General features: G+C 64.8%; 16 protein-coding genes and 1 rRNA gene. 6 read left to right on the forward strand and 11 right to left on the reverse strand.

Annotated elements, in window-relative coordinates:
* The first annotated feature begins 4 nt into the window (after positions 1–4).
* A complete protein-coding gene (locus tag FFY45_RS06095) occupies positions 5–2,353 on the forward strand; it encodes a phosphomannomutase/phosphoglucomutase (protein WP_176339759.1) in 2,349 nt (782 codons plus the stop codon).
* A gap of 151 nt (positions 2,354–2,504) precedes the next feature.
* Here FFY45_RS06095 and FFY45_RS06100 read toward each other — a convergent pair whose 3' ends face one another.
* The 9 genes from FFY45_RS06100 to pyrE form a co-directional block, all read right to left on the reverse strand.
* Positions 2,505–3,038, reverse strand: a complete 534-nt coding sequence (locus FFY45_RS06100; protein ID WP_176339760.1) for a hypothetical protein — start codon at positions 3,036–3,038, stop codon at positions 2,505–2,507.
* A 259-nt stretch (positions 3,039–3,297) separates the two neighbouring features.
* The gene (locus FFY45_RS06105) at positions 3,298–3,639 is read right to left on the reverse strand and encodes a lipid-A-disaccharide synthase N-terminal domain-containing protein (RefSeq protein ID WP_074056508.1); all 342 of its coding nucleotides are present in this window, start codon (positions 3,637–3,639) and stop codon (positions 3,298–3,300) included.
* Complete coding sequence (locus tag FFY45_RS06110) at positions 3,639–4,361, reverse strand: glycosyltransferase family 2 protein (RefSeq protein ID WP_006448977.1); 723 nt, start codon at positions 4,359–4,361, stop codon at positions 3,639–3,641. Before FFY45_RS06110 ends, FFY45_RS06105 begins: the two co-directional genes overlap by 1 nt.
* Before the next feature lie 134 nt (positions 4,362–4,495).
* Positions 4,496–5,461, reverse strand: coding sequence for an SDR family NAD(P)-dependent oxidoreductase (locus tag FFY45_RS06115; RefSeq protein ID WP_176339761.1), 966 nt, complete (start codon positions 5,459–5,461; stop codon positions 4,496–4,498).
* A 100-nt stretch (positions 5,462–5,561) separates the two neighbouring features.
* Positions 5,562–5,870, reverse strand: a complete 309-nt coding sequence (locus FFY45_RS06120; protein WP_043907425.1) for a helix-hairpin-helix domain-containing protein — start codon at positions 5,868–5,870, stop codon at positions 5,562–5,564.
* A gap of 34 nt (positions 5,871–5,904) precedes the next feature.
* Entirely contained in the window at positions 5,905–6,834 is a 930-nt protein-coding gene (locus tag FFY45_RS06125) for a ParB/RepB/Spo0J family partition protein (RefSeq protein ID WP_176339762.1), read from the reverse strand.
* On the reverse strand, positions 6,834–7,631 hold the full coding sequence (locus tag FFY45_RS06130) for a ParA family protein (protein WP_176339763.1): 798 nt from the start codon (positions 7,629–7,631) through the stop codon (positions 6,834–6,836). Before FFY45_RS06130 ends, FFY45_RS06125 begins: the two co-directional genes overlap by 1 nt.
* A gap of 115 nt (positions 7,632–7,746) precedes the next feature.
* The gene (locus FFY45_RS06135; RefSeq protein WP_176339764.1) at positions 7,747–8,427 is read right to left on the reverse strand and encodes a hypothetical protein; all 681 of its coding nucleotides are present in this window, start codon (positions 8,425–8,427) and stop codon (positions 7,747–7,749) included.
* A gap of 22 nt (positions 8,428–8,449) precedes the next feature.
* On the reverse strand, positions 8,450–9,109 hold the full coding sequence (gene pyrE / locus FFY45_RS06140; RefSeq protein WP_115039514.1) for an orotate phosphoribosyltransferase: 660 nt from the start codon (positions 9,107–9,109) through the stop codon (positions 8,450–8,452).
* 120 nt (positions 9,110–9,229) lie between these two features.
* Between pyrE and FFY45_RS06145 the strand changes: the two genes are divergently transcribed.
* The 3 genes from FFY45_RS06145 to FFY45_RS06155 all read left to right on the forward strand — a co-directional run bounded on the left by FFY45_RS06145 (position 9,230) and on the right by FFY45_RS06155 (position 11,682).
* Positions 9,230–10,030, forward strand: coding sequence for an exodeoxyribonuclease III (locus tag FFY45_RS06145; protein ID WP_176339765.1), 801 nt, complete (start codon positions 9,230–9,232; stop codon positions 10,028–10,030).
* 70 nt (positions 10,031–10,100) lie between these two features.
* Positions 10,101–11,396, forward strand: coding sequence for an AmpG family muropeptide MFS transporter (locus FFY45_RS06150; RefSeq protein ID WP_176339766.1), 1,296 nt, complete (start codon positions 10,101–10,103; stop codon positions 11,394–11,396).
* Positions 11,397–11,454: 58 nt separating this feature from the next.
* Positions 11,455–11,682 carry a hypothetical protein gene (locus FFY45_RS06155; RefSeq protein ID WP_023905456.1) on the forward strand — a complete coding sequence of 76 codons (228 nt, stop codon included), beginning with the start codon at positions 11,455–11,457 and terminating at the stop codon, positions 11,680–11,682.
* A 244-nt stretch (positions 11,683–11,926) separates the two neighbouring features.
* On the opposite strand, the gene FFY45_RS06160 is transcribed toward FFY45_RS06155, so the two are convergent.
* Positions 11,927–13,069 carry an anhydro-N-acetylmuramic acid kinase gene (locus FFY45_RS06160; protein WP_176339767.1) on the reverse strand — a complete coding sequence of 381 codons (1,143 nt, stop codon included), beginning with the start codon at positions 13,067–13,069 and terminating at the stop codon, positions 11,927–11,929.
* Between the two features lie 73 nt (positions 13,070–13,142).
* Entirely contained in the window at positions 13,143–14,561 is a 1,419-nt protein-coding gene (locus tag FFY45_RS06165; RefSeq protein ID WP_176339768.1) for a M23 family metallopeptidase, read from the reverse strand.
* Between the two features lie 170 nt (positions 14,562–14,731).
* Between FFY45_RS06165 and tyrS the strand changes: the two genes are divergently transcribed.
* Together tyrS and FFY45_RS06175 are read left to right on the forward strand one after the other, a co-directional pair.
* Entirely contained in the window at positions 14,732–15,943 is a 1,212-nt protein-coding gene (gene tyrS, locus FFY45_RS06170; protein WP_176339769.1) for a tyrosine--tRNA ligase, read from the forward strand.
* Between the two features lie 726 nt (positions 15,944–16,669).
* Positions 16,670–16,774 (forward strand): 16S ribosomal RNA (locus FFY45_RS06175); the annotation flags it as partial.

Genomic DNA, 16,774 nt, shown 5'->3' on the forward strand with positions numbered 1-16,774 from the left:
TCATATGAGCAAAGCGAGCGAGCGCAGCCAGGCCGCGTCCGGCATGCGCACGAGTGGTCCGGTGTTGGGGGGCGTGTTGTTGCTGCTGGCAGCCTGGTTCGGCTGGAGCGGCTACGCGCAATGGCGCGAAGATGCGATGACGCAGGACCTCGAGCAGGCGCGCGACCGCGCCGTGCAGGACGTCAGCCAGGCCATGGCCAAGCAGGCCAGCCAGCTCGACGCCGTGCTCAAGCAGCCGCAGGTCATCGCCGCGTTGGCCAATGGCGATGCGCTCGCCGCCGCTTCGGCCATCCGCGAGCGCTTCAAGGGCGCCGAAGACGTGCAGGTGCTGTCTGGCGATCTCACCGCTGCCTATGAAAATCCCAAGGACTTCGGCTATGCGCGGCTGAGCCTGCTCGAGTCGGCGCTGGTCGGCAAACGTGCGCAGGTGCATGTGGTGCGCGACGCCAAGCAGGTCCGCCTCGGCGTGGCGGCAGCGGTGACTTTAGGCACGCAGCCGGCCGTGGCGTATGCGCGCCTGCCGCTGTTGCGGTTGACCGGCCCGCTGGATGCGATCGCAGTGCCCGGCAGCGCCTATCTGGCATTGCGTCAGGGCAGCTACAACGTCGCCGAGCAGGGCGATGCCGGGCTGGCCGACGCCGCCGAAACGCTGGCCAGGCCGCTGGGCGACAGCGGTCTGCGCGTTGCCGCTGCCGTGCGGCAGAGCGACAGCGGCCCGTTGGGTCTTGGCGCAGTTGGCTGCGCGATCGTGGCGTCGTTGTTGCTCGTCATCGCCGTGCTGCTGGTACTTGCCAGCCGGGGCCGTGTCGCCTTGCCGCGCCGACGCGTGGCAAGCGAATCGACGGCCGACGAACCTACCTTCGGTCAAAGCCTGCAGCACGATGCCAGCGTTGCCAGCCAGGCACGCGCGCTGGACCAGGACGCGGCCGCATCCGCGCCGCCCGCCCTGGTGCCGGCGGTGCAGATCGCCACCGAGATGTTCCGTGCCTATGACATCCGCGGCGTGGTCGGCAAGGACTTGAATCCTGGCGTTGCCGCGCTGATCGGCCAGGCCATCGGCAGCGTGATGCAGGCGCAAGGCCTGCGCGAGGTGGTGGTCGGCCGTGACGGGCGCCTGTCGGGCCCCGAGCTTGCCAACGGCCTGATCGAAGGCCTGCGGCGTGCCGGCTGCAGCGTGATCGACATCGGCCTGGCGCCGACGCCAGTGGTGTATTTCGGCGCCTACGAGCTGCGCGCCGGCAGCTGCGTGGCGGTGACCGGCAGCCACAATCCGCCCGACTACAACGGCTTCAAGATCGTGATCGGCGGCGAGACCCTGTCGGGCGCGGCGATCACCGACCTGCACCAGCGCATCAACCAAGGCCGCCTGCACACCGCAGCGGCGCCTGGCGACCTGGAACAGCGCGACATCAGCGATGCCTATATCCAGCGCATCGCCGACGACGTGCAGCTGGACCGGCCGATCAAGGTGGTGGTGGATGCCGGCAACGGCGTGGCCGGCGAGATCGCACCGCGCCTGCTGGAGGCGATTGGCGCCGAAGTCATTCCGCTGTACTGCGATGTCGATGGCACCTTTCCCAATCATCACCCCGACCCGAGCGAGCCGCACAATCTCGACGATCTGGTGAACATGGTGCAGCGCTTCGATGCGGATATCGGCGTGGCCTTCGATGGCGATGCCGACCGTCTGGGCGTGGTCACCAAGGAAGGCGCCATCGTGTTTCCCGACCGCCTGCTGATGCTGTTCGCCGCCGACGTGCTGCAGCGCAACCCCGGCGCGCTGGTGATCTACGACGTCAAATGCACCGGCAAGCTGTCCGACTACGTGTTGCGCAATGGCGGCAGCCCGTTGATGTGGAAGACCGGGCATTCGCTGATCAAGTCCAAGATGCGCGAGACCGACGCCGAACTGGCCGGCGAGATGAGCGGGCACTTCTTTTTCAAGGAGCGCTGGTACGGTTTCGACGACGGCATCTATGCCGCCGCGCGCCTGCTGGAAATCCTGGCCCAGCGCGAGGAAACCCCGTCCGAAGTGCTGAACGCGTTGCCCGAAAGCATGTCCACGCCGGAGATCAAGGTGCCGGTCGACGGCGATGCGCATGCGCTGGTGGCGCGCTTTGTCGAACGCGCGCAGGCCAGCGAAGAGTCGCCGTTCGAATCGGCGCGGCTCTCCACGATCGACGGATTGCGGGCGGACTTTACCGACGGCTGGGGCCTGGTGCGTGCCTCCAATACCACGCCGATTCTGGTGCTGCGGTTCGAAGCCGACACCGAGGCTGCATTGAACCGGATCCGCGCGTTGTTCCGCAGCGAACTGCAGGCCTTGCTGCCAGAGCATCCGTTGGCGTTTTGATCGACGGGTGAGTGACGGGCGACCGCTCTGCCGGCATGGCGGCAGAGCAGGTCGTGAGCAGCAGTTGCCGATCCCGTTGCGCTCGACGCTGACAGGTGTAGAGGATCACTTGTACGTCGTGCTCGAGCCCTGCAGACCCAAGCGATCACGATCACGCGCCTCCTAAACCTGCCATGCGTAAGCGATCATCCGGCGCCAGAATGGCAGCGTCGTTCCCGGCGTTGTCGTGCAACAACCAGATCGCGTCCCAATACGGATACCCACCGATCTGCTCGGCCAGTCCCGCACGCAACGGCAACGCGACCAGCGAGCGCGCGAACTGGCGGTGATCGGCCTGCAGTGGAAGCGCCGACGCCTGCATTTGCGGCTGCCACACCGTTCCGCCACGGCCACGCGCGCGATTGACCGCCTCGCCAGCCGCCTGTCGCGCGACAACAGCCATCTGCAGCAGTGCACCCTTGCCCGGTGCCTGCAGCAAGGCGCACCAACTGTCCGGCAGCAGCACCCAGCACAGCAGGCGCGCACCATGCCAGTGACCGGCCATCGCAAGGCTCGCTGCCGCCGCCCGCGCGCAGCGCCAGTCCGCAAACAGCGGTACGTGTTGATGCGTCTGCAAACGCAGATGCCAGTACACCGCAGTGGGCGCTGGCATAGAGACGGGGCGATGAAGCAAGGCGCTGGACATGACCCCAGCATGTCGATGGCGTTAGCGAAGCGGCATCGGCGATGCGCGTGATCTCAGGTCGGTAACCATCGCAGCGCGGTGTACGAACAAACGCATTGACTCTCGGATATCGCGCGCCTGGCGTTATCCACTGCAAAGTAGAGCCGATGCAGCGTGCTCCATCAGCTCAGTTGCGCAGCCAGCATCACCTCAAACGCCTGAAGACTGGAACACCAATGCCGCACTTGCGGCTCCCCAATCCCGACTCCCCAATCCCCGCTCAATGCACCGCCCGATCCCGCTTCCAGCCGCGATGCTTCACATCTAGATACAGGCTGTAAAACGCGGTAAACGCCGGAAACAGGTTCTGCAGCACGCCCACCGAATCCTGCTTGGCCGAGAACACGAAATAGCTCAGCGTCATCAGGCTGCCGACCACGCTCATGTACCAGAACATGCGCGGAATCACCGGCTTGCCGGCGCGTTTTGAGGCGACGAACTGCACCAGCCAGCGGCCGCCGAACATCAGCGCGCCCACATAGCCGATCAGCTTCCAACCGGTGACATGCAGCCCGGTCCAGAACAGCCAGGTCAGCGGTTGATCCAGCCAATGCAGTTCCATCAGCGCTCCTGCACCACGGTGCGCTTGCTGCGGGTGATCAACCAGGCCACGCCACGCAGGTCGCGGATGCCGACCAGGGCGCGATTGAGGTTGTTGTACTTGGACACGCCGGCAGTGCGATGGCGGTGGTGCACCGGCACGCTCACCGTGCGCCAGCCGGCGCGCTGCATCAGCGCCGGCAGATAGCGGTGCATATGGTCGAAGTAGGGCAGGTCCAGAAACGCCTCGCGCTCGAACAGCTTGATGCCGCAGCCGGTGTCGGGGGTGTTGTCGTGCAGCATGCGCGAGCGGATCGCATTGGCCCACTTGCTGGCCCAGCGCTTGGACCCCGAATCCTGGCGATTGACCCGCCAGCCGGCGAACAGCTTCACCTGCGTCTCGGCGCTGGCACGCGCGGTCAGCAGTTTGGGAATGTCGGCCGGGTCGTTCTGGCCATCGCCATCGAGCGTGGCGATCCAGCTTGCGCGCGCCGCCTTGACGCCGTTGCGCACTGCCGTGCTCTGGCCGCTCTGGGTGACGTGATGCAGCACGCGCAGTTCCGGCGTGGTGGTCTTCAGGCCTTGCAGCACCGCCAGCGTATCGTCGCGCGAGTGGTCGTCGACATAGACGATTTCGAACGCCACCAGCCCGCGCAACGCAGCGACGATTTCGCCAACCAGCGCGGCGACGTTATCGCGCTCATTGAACACCGGGACGACAACGGAAAGCTGAGGTTGGCTCATGGATTCGTGGTGGCCAGATGAAGGCTGAGCGAAAAAGATCGCGCATTGTGCCCTGACTGTCTGAGTCAGGCATGAAGCGAACGTGCGTTGTGCGCAGTGGAGCGAATGGAAAGCGGCCTGTAGCGTGTTGGATGCTAAGCGCGATCGCCGAAATAGCGGCGGCACCAGTCCACCACCTGCGGCAAGCCGCGCTCCACCGGGGTGGCCGGCTCAAAGCCGAACGCGGCCTGCGCGCGCTGCGTATCGGCCATGGTGCGGACCATGTCGCCCGGCTGCATCGGCCGGTAGACCTTCTCGGCCGGGCGGCCGGCCGCCTGCGCGATCACGTCGATAAAGTATTCCAGCTCCACCGGAGTGTGGTTGCCCAGGTTGAACACCCGGTGCGGCACCGGCTCGCCGCTGGGCGTGTCCAGCGCGCCCAGCACGCCGGCCACGATGTCGTCGACGAAGGTGAAATCGCGCTGCATCTTGCCGTGGTTGAACACCTCGATCGGCCGCCCGGCCAGCACCGCGCGGCTGAAGATCAGCGGCGCCATGTCCGGCCGGCCCCACGGCCCATACACGGTGAAAAAACGCAGCCCCGTCGCGCGCAGGCCGTACAACTGCGCGTAGGTGTAGCCCATCAGCTCATTGGCGGCCTTGGTCGCCGCATACAGCGAGCGTGGCTGGTCCACGCGCTGGTCTTCGGAGAACGGCGGGGTCGCCGAGTCGCCATACACCGAGCTGCTCGAGGCATACACCAGATGCTGCACGCCCCGATGCCGGCACAGCTCCAGCATGTTGACGAAACCGACCAGGTTGCTGTCGACGTAAGCGGATGGATTTTCCAGCGAGTAACGCACCCCGGCCTGCGCGGCCAGATGCACCACGCGGGTGGGCTGAATCTCATCGAACAACGCGGCCAGGCCATCACGGTCGGTCAGATCCAGCATGCGGATGTCGATGTCCGGGCACAGCGCTGCCACCCGGTCGCGCTTGAGCTGCGGGTCGTAGTAGCTGTTGTAGTTGTCCAGGCCCACCACCGTCTCACCACGCGCAGCCAGCGCGCGGCAGGTGTAGGCACCGATGAAGCCGGCAGCGCCGGTCACGAGAATGGTCATGGAAGTTGTCCTGGAGATTTTTAGTGGCAAAAGGGAGGCGAAAGGCGACGCTAGACCACTCCGAAGCGCTTTCCTGGCGACGTTCGCTCACCCATCGCACTCACCCCATGCTGAGCGGTGCTTCGCTGGCCAGTTTGGCTTTGCGTTCGGCGCTGAACGACCACCACGGGCCCGGCGCCTCGCCTTCCATGAAACGCACGATCGACAGGAACACATCGATCACGCACGGATCGTGCAGTACGCCGGTGCGCAGGCATAGCTGCGCGTACATGTCGTAGGCATCGCGGCCGCGCAGCTGCGCGGGCACACGGATGCCGATCAGACGCAGATCCTTTTCGCAGGCCGGCCCGACGTTCGGCAGGTCGGTCAGACACAGCAGATGATTGCGATCGACCTTGGCGGGATGCATAGCCGGAATGATCCTCTTGCGCGGGCGCAGGAACTCAGCTGCGCTGGGCGCGTAAACGTTCCAGCACGCCATCCAGCGTGTCCAGGTCGGTGTAATGAATCACCAGCTTGCCCTTGCCGCCGCGGCCGTGGTTGAACACCACCTTGGTGCCCAGCGACTCGGACAGCTCGGTTTCCAGCGAGGCGATGTCTGCCTGCGGTGCGGCGGCGGCCGGCTTGCCCTTGCGCAACGATCCGGGCACCTTGCCGGCGGCGAACTGCTGCGCACGGTGTTCCACCTCACGCACCGACCACCCCTGGTCGGCCGCTTCCTGCGCCAGCTTGCTGGCCAGTTCCGGCGCCAGGGTGAGCAGCGCACGCGCATGGCCCATTTCCAGACGGCGGGTTTCCAGCAGCACCCGGATCGCCACCGGCAATTCCAGTAGCCGCAGCAGGTTGGACACCGACGCACGCGAGCGGCCCACCGCGCCGGCGGCCTCGGCGTGGGTCAGCGAAAATTCGTCGATCAGCCGCTGCAGCGCCTGCGCTTCTTCCAGCGGGTTGAGGTCTTCGCGCTGGATGTTCTCGATCAGCGCCATCGCGATGACGGTGCGGTCGTCCAGCTCGCGCACCACCACCGGCACCTCGGTCAGCCCGGCCAGTTGCGAGGCGCGCCAGCGGCGTTCGCCGGCCACGATCTCGAACTGCCCCGGCGCCAGCTCGCGCGCCACGATCGGCTGGATCACGCCCTGGGCCTTGATCGATTCGGCCAGCTCGGCCAGCTTGACCTCGTCCATCTCCTTACGCGGCTGGTACTTGCCCGGCTGCAACTGGGTGACCAGCAACTGGCGCAAGCTGTCGCCCGGCTGCAAGGCGTCTTCGCTGGCTGCGCTCGGCGCCGCTGCGGCTGCCGCGCCCTTCGGTCCCAACAGCGCTTCCAGGCCGCGGCCCAGACCACGCTTCTTTGCGGGGATCGGCTTGCTCATCAAACGGTCTCCACGGGCCGGTAGGCCTTGTTGCGATCGTTCTGGCGGCGCACGATCTCGTCGGCCAGCCCCAGGTACGCCACGCCACCGCGCGAGGTGCGGTCGTAACCGAGGATGCTCTGGCCATGGCTGGGCGCCTCGGCCAGGCGCACGTTGCGCGGCACGATGGTGCGGAACACCTTGTCGCCGAAATGCTGGGTCAACTCGGCCGACACCGCATTGGCCAGGTTGTTGCGGATGTCGAACATCGTGCGCAGCACGCCTTCGATTTCCAGCGCCGGATTGAGGTTGGCGCGCAGCGCCTCGATGGTTTCCAGCAAGGCAGTGAGTCCTTCCAGCGCGTAGTACTCGCATTGCATCGGCACGATGATCGAGTCGGCGGCGGTCAACGCATTGAGCGTGAGCAGTGACAACGCCGGCGGGCAGTCGATCAGGATGAAGTCGTACTCGTCGCGGATCGGCGCCAGGGCGCGCTTGAGCCGCTGTTCGCGCTCGCTCTGATCCATCAGCTGGATCTCGGCGGCGGTCAGGTCGATGTTGCCGGGCAGCAAATCGAAGCCTTCCGGCGCGGTCACCCGGATCTCGGCAGCGGTGTTTTCGCCCAGCAGCAGATCGCAGGTGGAGGCGGCCACATCGCGCTTGTCGATGCCGCTGCCCATGGTGGCGTTGCCCTGCGAGTCCAGATCCACCAGCAACACACGCTTGGGCGCGCGCGCCAGGCCGGCCGCCAGATTGACTGCCGTCGTGGTCTTGCCGACGCCGCCTTTCTGGTTGGCAATGGCGATGATCCGGGCCATGCGGGAGAGCCTCGTGGGCAAGGAGTAAGACCGGCCATTATGCGGGCAGGGCGTCGGATCGGGAAATGCCGCCCGCAGCAGCGCGCCGCACCGGCGGGAATGACGGCTGCGCCAGTCAGCCGGTCGGCGAAGTGCCGGCCGGCTGCTCCTTCATGGCCCGGTAGCGCAGCAGGATGTCGGCGATTTCGCCGTCCAGTGCCACCCGTTGCTGCTCGAAACTGGTCTGTAACCGCAATTGCGCCATCAGTTCGCGATGGCGCTGCTGGATATCGCCGGCCAGCTTGTCGGCAACGGCTTGACCGGCCAGTTCGCGATCACCGGCAGTGCGCAGCATGCTGGCCAGCCCCTCGCGCAGGCTGGTCACATTGAAGCGCGCGGTGTGGATGTTGTTGTCCACGATGGCGATGCGCTCGTTGAACACCCGGCGCAGATCGTCCTCGTTTTGGTAAGACATCAACATCGCCTGATCGGTACGCTGGCGCATCTGCTCGGCGGCCAGATCGGCCTGGCGTTGCTGCTCGCTGGCCGCGGCGGCGGCACGCTCGTCGCTGCTCATCGCGCGCTGCACCTCGGCGCTGCGCATGCCGCTCTTGACGTTGAATTCGTCGCGCGCCTGGTTCACCGCCTCCGGCGGCAGCGTGTCGCTGCACACGCGGGCGCCGTTCTGGTTCCAGCAATACAGCTTTTTCGCGGCCGGTTTGTCCTGCGCACTGGCGGGCGCGGCGGCGATCGTTGTCGCAACGACAGCTGCCGCCGCAGCGGCGAGTAACGCCAAACGGATGTGTATCGGCATCATCGCAGCCCCCTGTCGCCTGCCGTCAGCCTGTGGTGTCGGTGCCGTAGCGGCCACGATAGGCCAGCAGCGGTTCCCGGAAGCCCACAAGGTCGGCGTTTCCTGCCGCAAAAGCAAGCAAGTCGCCCAGGTTGGCCACCGCAATCACCGGGATGCCGGCCTCGGCTGCCACCGCCTGTGCGGCCGAGCGGCGATCCTGTTCTGAGGCGATCTCCTGCCGGTCCAGCGCCACCACGATCCCGGACGGAATGCCGCCCGCGCCGCGGATGATGCCCAGCGCCTCGCGGATCGCGGTGCCGGCGGTGATCACGTCATCGACGATCAAAACCTTGCGCCCCTCAAGCGGCGCACCGATCAGGCTGCCGCCCTCGCCATGCGCCTTGGCTTCCTTGCGGTTGAACGCCATCGGCAGATCGCGCCCGCGCCCGGCATAGGCGCAGGCGAGCGCGGTCGCCAACGGGATGCCCTTGTAGGCCGGGCCGAACAACAGATCGAATTCCACCCCCGCCGCATCGATCGCATCGGCATAGCACTGCGCCAGCTGCGCAGTCTTGGCGCCCGAATCGAAGCGCCCGGCATTGAAGAAATACGGGCTGAGCCGCCCGGACTTGAGCGTGAACTCGCCAAAGCGTAGGGCATCGGCGCCCAGGGCCAGCTGCAGGAAACGGGTGCGGTGGTCGGTCATTGACGGGAATGGGGAATGGAGAATCGGGAATGGTAAACGCATCGCGCCTCGGCAGCCTTCGCGGCTGCGCTGGGGTAGGCTTTACGATTCTCCATTTCCAACTCCCCATTCCCGGCCCTTATGCGCATCATCAGTTTCAACGCCAACGGCCTGCGCTCGGCCACGACCAAGGGCTTCTTCGAGTGGTTCGCCACCCAGGACGCCGACGTGCTGTGCGTGCAGGAGACCAAGGCCCAGGAGCATCAGCTGGCCGGGCCGAAATTCCTGCCCACCGGCTACAAGGCCTGGTTTCGCGATGCCAGCACCAAGAAGGGCTACAGCGGCGTGGCGATCTACAGCAGGCACGAGCCCGATGAGGTGCGCACCGCGCTGGGCTGGCCCGAGTTCGACGAAGAGGGCCGCTATATCGAAGCGCGCTTCGGCAACCTCAGCGTGGTGTCCTTCTATATCCCGTCGGGTTCGTCGGGCGAGTTGCGCCAGGGCTACAAGTTCCAGGTGATGGAATGGCTGCGACCGATCCTGGACGAGTGGCTGGCCAGCGGCAGGCAGTACGTGCTGTGCGGCGACTGGAACATTGTGCGCACCGCTTTGGATATCAAGAACTGGAAGTCCAACCAGAAGAACTCCGGCTGCCTGCCGCCCGAGCGCGACTGGCTCAATGGCCTGTGCGCCGACGCGCCGGAAGACGCCAACGCCGCCAACGGCCGCGGCTGGGTCGACACGTACCGCGTGCTGCACCCGCAGGGCGAGGACTACACCTGGTGGAGCAACCGCGGCGCCGCGCGGGCCAACAACGTCGGGTGGCGCATCGACTACCAGCTGGTCACCCCCTGGATGCGCGACAAGCTGCAACGCTGCGCGATCTACCGCGAACAGCGCTTCTCCGACCACGCCCCTTACATCGTGGATTACGCGGAGTGAGCCAGAAACCAACATTGGCTTCCGAAAGGCAAGGCCGGCGTCTCGCCGGCACCGCTCCGGGCCTGCACCCATGACCAAGTCTGCATCCAATTACAAAGGCTGGCGTGGCATCCGGCACGCCTTCGCCACGCCATCGGCGGCGACCATGGCGCTGCTCGGTTTCGGCAGCGGCTTGCCGTTTTTGTTGATCGCTTCGCAGACCCTGTCGACCCGACTGCGCGATGTTGGCCTGGACCTGGGCAGCATCGGCCTGATCAGTCTGGCCAGCTTCTTCTATCTGCTCAAATTCTTGTGGGCGCCGTTGATCGATCGCTATGCGTTCCCGCTCACCGCGTTTCTGGGGCGCCGTCGCTCCTGGCTGCTGGTGGCGCAGATCGGCGTCACCATTGGCCTGTTTGCGCTGGCATTCTCGCGCCCGGACCTGAGCGTGACTGGCCTGATTGGCTGGGTCTTGTTCGCCTCGTTCTGGGGTGCCACCCAGGACTCGGTCGTGGATGCCTACCGCATCGAAATCGCCCCGGATGCTGCGCAAGCTGCGCTCGCGGCAACCTACACGCTGGGCTATCGCATCGGCCTGATCCTCGGCGGCGCGGGCGCGCTGTACATGGCCGAATATCTCGGTTGGACATGGGCGTACGTAGGCATGGCGGCGCTGATGCTGCTGCCGATCGTCACCACCTTGCTGTGCCGTGAGCCCGACCGCCCCGAGGCCACGGTGGTGCGCCGCGTCGATGTCGCCGGTGCGTTCTGGCAGCCGATTTCCAGCTTCTTTTCCAGCAATGGCCTGACGCTTGGGATCGTGCTGCTGCTGTTCGTGGGCTTGTACAAGTTCCCCGACCAAGTCATCGGCGTGATGGCCGGGCCGTTCTATTTGGACTCGGGTTTCACCAAGGCCGACATTGCCACCGTCTCCAAACTGTTCGGCGTCTGGATGGGTATTGTCGGCGCCTTCGCCGGCGGTGCGGCGTTGGCGGCGTTCGGTTTCCGTCGCATGCTGCTGGTCGCCGCCTTAGGCGTGGCGCTTTCCAACCTGGCCTTCCTGCTGATGGCGCACAACCCCGGCAAGCTGTGGGCGTTCTATGCCGCGCTCAGCGCAGACAATCTGTTTCAGGGCTTCGCCGCCACCGTGCTGGTGGCTTTCATGTCCTCGCTGACCGACCGCAACTTCACCGCCACCCAGTACGCCTTGCTGGTCTCGCTGGCAAACCTGCCGGGCAAGTTCGCCGGTGGCGTTTCCGGTTTTCTGGTCGAGGCAACCTCGTACAGCACCTTCTTCATTCTCAGCGCCCTGACCGTGATCCCCACCCTGGCACTACTGGCCTGGCTGTGGCCGCGCCTGCTGGCGCACGATGGGCGGCCGGATTGAAACGTCCGCCAAGGTTTCCGATGATGTCCGCGGGGCAGCGCAGTGTGCGAGGCAAGGCATGACCGATCTGGTATTGCGGGATATCGATCCATTGCTGGTAGACAGGATCCGTCGTATCTCCGTTGCACGCGGCTGGACCCAGCACCAGGCCGTGATGCATCTGCTCGAACAAGGCCTGTTCGCCAGCGAATACGAAGTCACCGGCGGCCTGCAACACCCGGAAGTCGATGCCCTGGCCGAAGCGATCGCCGCGCTCAAGGCGCTGCCGGCGGGAAATCATCCCTAGCGCTGTACTACGGTCAGCCAGCGCTGCCTCGCGTGTGAATCCACCCGGCGCGACGATGATGTGCAACTGCGGATGGCTCGGTCAAAAGCCATGCACATTGCCGAGAAGGGCACACTCGCCGGCTAGACCGCACATATCATCGCCACACCTGATTAGTTGAGCGCTGGTGAGAGTCGCCAGATGCAAGGGAGGGCATTTCAAGAAGCGAGGCCGGTGGCATCCGGATCGAGCCAATGCAGGCCGCTTACGCCGGATAAATCGCCCCCAACAATCGCGGCCCCGCCGCCCCGGTTACCGACGGTAGATTGGCCGCACGCCCCGCGATCAGCTCCGCCGCCAACCACGCAAACCCCATCGCCTCCAGATAATCCGGATCCAGCCCATGCCGCGCGCTGGATTCCACCACCACGCCCGGCAACCGTGCCGCCAATCGCGCCATCAACACCGGATTGCGCACCCCGCCACCGCACACCAGCACCCGGCGGGTATCGGGCTGCAGCCGCAACAACGCATCGGCCACACTGGCCGCAGTGAGTTCGAGCAGCGTCGCCTGCACATCGGCCGCAGACAGCGCCACGTTTCCTAGGGACTGCATCGCCTGCAACGCCCAGGCCAGATGAAACTGCTCGCGCCCGGTGCTCTTGGGCGGCGCAAGCGCAAACCACGGGTCGGCCAACAACGCCTGCAGCAGCGCGGCATCGACCTGCCCACGGGCAGCAAATACCCCATCGGCATCGAACGGCGTGCCGTGATGCTGCTGGCACCAGCTATCCAGCAGGGCGTTAGCCGGGCCGGTATCGAAGCCCAGTACCGCGCCATTGCGCGGGATCAGTGTCAGGTTGCCAATGCCGCCCAGATTGAGTACTGCACGGTCTTCGTCGCCCGCGCCCAGCATGGCCAGATGAAACGCCGGCATCAGCGGCGCGCCCTGGCCACCGGCGGCCACATCGCGACGGCGGAAATCGGCCGCCGTGGTAATGCCGGTGTGCTCGGCAATCCGGCTGGCATCGCCAATTTGCCAGGTGAAGGCCGGATCGGCCTTGGGTCGATGCCGAATGGTCTGCCCATGCGAGCCGATCGCCCGAATGCGCCCACGCGCAATACCGCTCTCGCGGATCAATTGATTGGCGGCGGCCGCAAACGCCAGCCCCACCTGCGCATCCAGCTGCCCAAGCGCATCGATGGCGATCACTTCGGCGCCCTGGCCCAGCATCACCAGCGTCTCGCGCAGCTGCGGCTCCCAGGCCACCGTCGTGCCGGCAACCAGTTCGCAGCGGCGGTGGCTGTCGTCTTCGAAGCGCACCAGCGCGGCATCGATGCCGTCGGCACTGGTGCCCGACATCAGGCCCAGGTAAAGCGGGGATTCCAGGTGTTCCAGAGCAGACATGCCAGAGCCAGTTGCGCAGCGATCCCCCAGCTTGTGCAGCCGGGCAGGGGCCGTCAACCGGCCCCGTACCCACTCAACCGCGCGGCTTGCCCTTGGCAGGCTTGGCGGCGTCGGCGTAGATCAACTTCTCCATGCCTTCGATACGCGCCAGCGCCGGCGCCGTCTGCGCACGGAATGCGGCCAGCTCGGCGCCTTGCAACGGTTCCGGTGGCGGCATGGTCACCGACATCGGGTTGCGCTGCTGCCCGGCCACGCGGAATTCGTAATGCAGATGCGGGCCGGTCGCAAGACCGGTCATGCCGACATAGCCGATCACCGTGCCCTGGTTGATGCGCTGCCCCGCCTTGACCTTGCCGAAGCGCGACATGTGCCCGTACAGCGTGCTGAAATTCCTGCCGTGGTCCAGGATCACCACATTGCCGTAGCCGCGCTGGGTACCGACAAACACCACCCGCGCATCGCCGGCCGCCATGATCGGCGTCCCCGACGCTGCCGCGTAATCCACACCTTTATGCATGCGCATCGTGCCCAGCACCGGATGCCTGCGTGCGCCGAAGGTCGAGCTGATGCGGCTGTAAGCCACCGGCATCCGGATGAAGCTCTTCTTCAAAGGCCGGCCGGTGATGTCGAAATACTCAGCCGGCTTGCCGGCACGCTCGAAGCGGAAACCGGTGTAGGTCTTGCCGCCGGTGGTGAAGGTCGCCGCCAGAATGTCGCCGGTGTTGATCCGCTCGCCCTCGCGCCAGGTCTCGTCCATCACCACGCTGAAACGGTCGCCCGGCTGCAGATCCTTGTCGAAGTCGATGTCGTACTTGAAGATCTCGTCGGTCATGATCGCCACTGCCGCCGGCGACAGGCCCGACTTGCCGGCCGAGGCGTACAGCGAGCTGCTGATTTCCCCGCTTGCCACCACCGTGCGCATGGTCGTTGCCCGCTCGGTGACGTTCTCGCGCACGCTGTCGCCCAGCAGGCGCAGCTCCACACGGTGGCTGTCGTCGCGGTCGAAGCGCAACGCGCGCAGCTCGCCCGGCGTGGGCATATCGAAGGCGATTTCGGCGCCCGGGCGCAGCTTGGTCAGCGCCTCCTTGGTGCCCGGATGCGCCAGCACCTGGTACATCACCGTGGTCGGTATTCCCAACTCGCCGAACAAGGTGCTCAGCGTCTGCCCCGATTTGACCTGCACAATTTCCCAATCGGTGCTCGGCGCCAGCTGCTTGCGGCTCGGCACCAACGGCGGCAGCGGCAACGCCAGTGTGGAATGGCTGGACAGCGGCGTATCGATGGCGTTGGAGAAGCCCGGCACGATCGTGGCCACCAGCGCACCGATGGTGGCAAACAGGCTGGCGTGGATCCAGTGACGGCGCGTCCATTGATCGTTGAACGCGGCGGGAAGATGAGCCTTGAGCTTGCGATGCAGGGCAGTGTCGTGGAGGACGTGGAGGCGTTCTTGAAAGCGCCGCTTGCGTGCACGGCCCTGCTCTGAGTTCTGCATCGTTCAAATTCCTCGCTGGCTCGAAGTGCGAGCCCAATCGCCGGTACCATAGACAGCCTGTAACAGCGCGTCAAACCATTGAGCCTGTTCAACATTTTCATTTGGCGCGGAATTAACCCGCGTTTAACATCGTTCACGTTTTTGACGGCAAGCGCCGCTGGAGTCTGTGGTTGGCCACTATCGAAGAATCCCTCGCACTCATCGGCCGCGGCGCCGAAGAGATCCTCAAGCTCGATCAGCTCGAAGCACGCCTGAAGTCGGGCGTCCCGTTGCGAGTAAAGGCCGGGTTCGATCCCACCGCGCCGGATCTGCATCTGGGCCACACCGTGCTGCTCAACAAGATGCGGCAGTTCCAGCAGCTCGGGCACCAGGTGATCTTCCTGATCGGCGACTTCACCGGAATGATCGGCGACCCCAGCGGCAAGAACGTCACCCGCAAGCCGCTCAGCCGCGAAGACGTGCTGGCCAACGCGCATACCTATGAGGAGCAGGTCTTCAAGATCCTGGAGCGCGAGCGCACTGAGGTGCGCTTCAACTCCGAGTGGTTCGGCCAGATGAGCGCCGCCGACATGATCAAGCTGTCGGCCCAGCACACCGTGGCGCGCATGCTCGAGCGCGACGACTTCGCCAAGCGCTTCAGCAGCCAGCAGCCGATCGCCATCCACGAGTTCCTCTATCCACTGGTGCAGGGCTACGACTCGGTCGCCTTGAAGGCGGATGTCGAGCTGGGTGGCACCGATCAGAAGTTCAACCTTCTCATGGGGCGCGGTTTGCAGGAGCACTATGGCCAGGCCCCGCAGGTCGTGCTGACCATGCCGCTGCTGGAGGGCCTGGACGGCGTGGCCAAGATGTCCAAGTCGCTGGGCAACTACATCGGCATCAACGAGCCGGCCATCGATATCGTCACCAAGACCATGAAGATCGGCGACGAGCTGACCTGGCGCTGGATCGATCTGCTCTCCTTTGATATCAGCGTTGCCGAGGCCGCACGTCTAAAGGAGCAGGTCGCTTCCGGTGAACTGCATCCGCGCGAGGTCAAGCTGCGCCTTGCTCGCGAACTCACCACACGCTTCCACGATGCCGCTGCTGCCGAGCAAGCCATCGCCGGCTGGCATGCCGTGGTGACAGGGCAGGGCGACACCAGCCTGTTGCCGCTGCAAGAAGTTGTCGTGCCTGCCGAGGGGCTACGGATCGCCAGTCTACTCACCGCTGCTGGCCTGACGCCGAGTAATTCCGAAGCGACGCGCAAGCTCAAGGAGCGAGCGGTCAAGATTGACGGCGAAGTGGTCGAAGACCTCACGCGTCAATTCGGCCCAGGCTTTGAAGGCGTCATCCAGGTAGGCAAGCGTAATTTCGCCCGTGTGGCGCTGGTCGGCGGCTGAGCTGGCGAAGGGGTTGCTGCATGGCGGCAACCCCGGCTTTGCGACGACATATATAAGAGCCCGTAGCACCTCATATGTGCGATCAGCGGCTTGCTGCAGTTACCTATGACGAGATACCGCCGCAAGCAAAGCAAAGGTCGTGAAAATTTTTTCACAAACCTCTTCCCAAATAGGCGTCTTGAGCATATAGTTCGCCTCCCCCGACGAAACGGACCCGCAAACGCGGAGCCAGAGCCGAAAGGGTTCGAAAATCTCCAGAAATTGGGTGTTGACGAAGTAGGAAAGTCGGCTATGATGGGCGGCTAGCTACACGGAAAGACGCTACGGCGGATTGAGGTGCAGCGGCGGCAACTTCCTCTTCACGAGGGGTTGACGAAGATGAAAAGCCTGCTAATATGGCCGGCTCGCTTCGCAGAAAACCTTCGGGTCGAAACGAAGCAGCGTCAACCACCTCGGAAACAAGGTGTTGACGGCAAGAAAAAGTCCGCTATACTAGGCGGCTCGCTTCGACGGAAACGACGAAGCTGACGGGAACGGCGCTGAGGCCACTTCCCAGTGTTCTTTGACAGTGTGCGCAGGTAATTTGTGCGGACGCCTGCAGGAAGGATGATTGTCCATCTTGCAGACGTTTAATCAAAAAGCAACATATTAATTGCTTTGCAAGCGATAAGTTGTCAGTGGTTGAACTTCTGCAGCTAAAGTAATTTGTCTTCGGACATGTAATTTTAAGTGAAGAGTTTGATCCTGGCTCAGAGTGAACGCTGGCGGCAGGCCTAACACATGCAAGTCGAACGGCAGCACAGTAAGAGCTTGCTCTTATGGGTGGCGAGT

It is taken from the genome of Xanthomonas hortorum (genome assembly GCF_011305375.1).
Lineage (GTDB): Bacteria > Pseudomonadota > Gammaproteobacteria > Xanthomonadales > Xanthomonadaceae > Xanthomonas > Xanthomonas hortorum_E.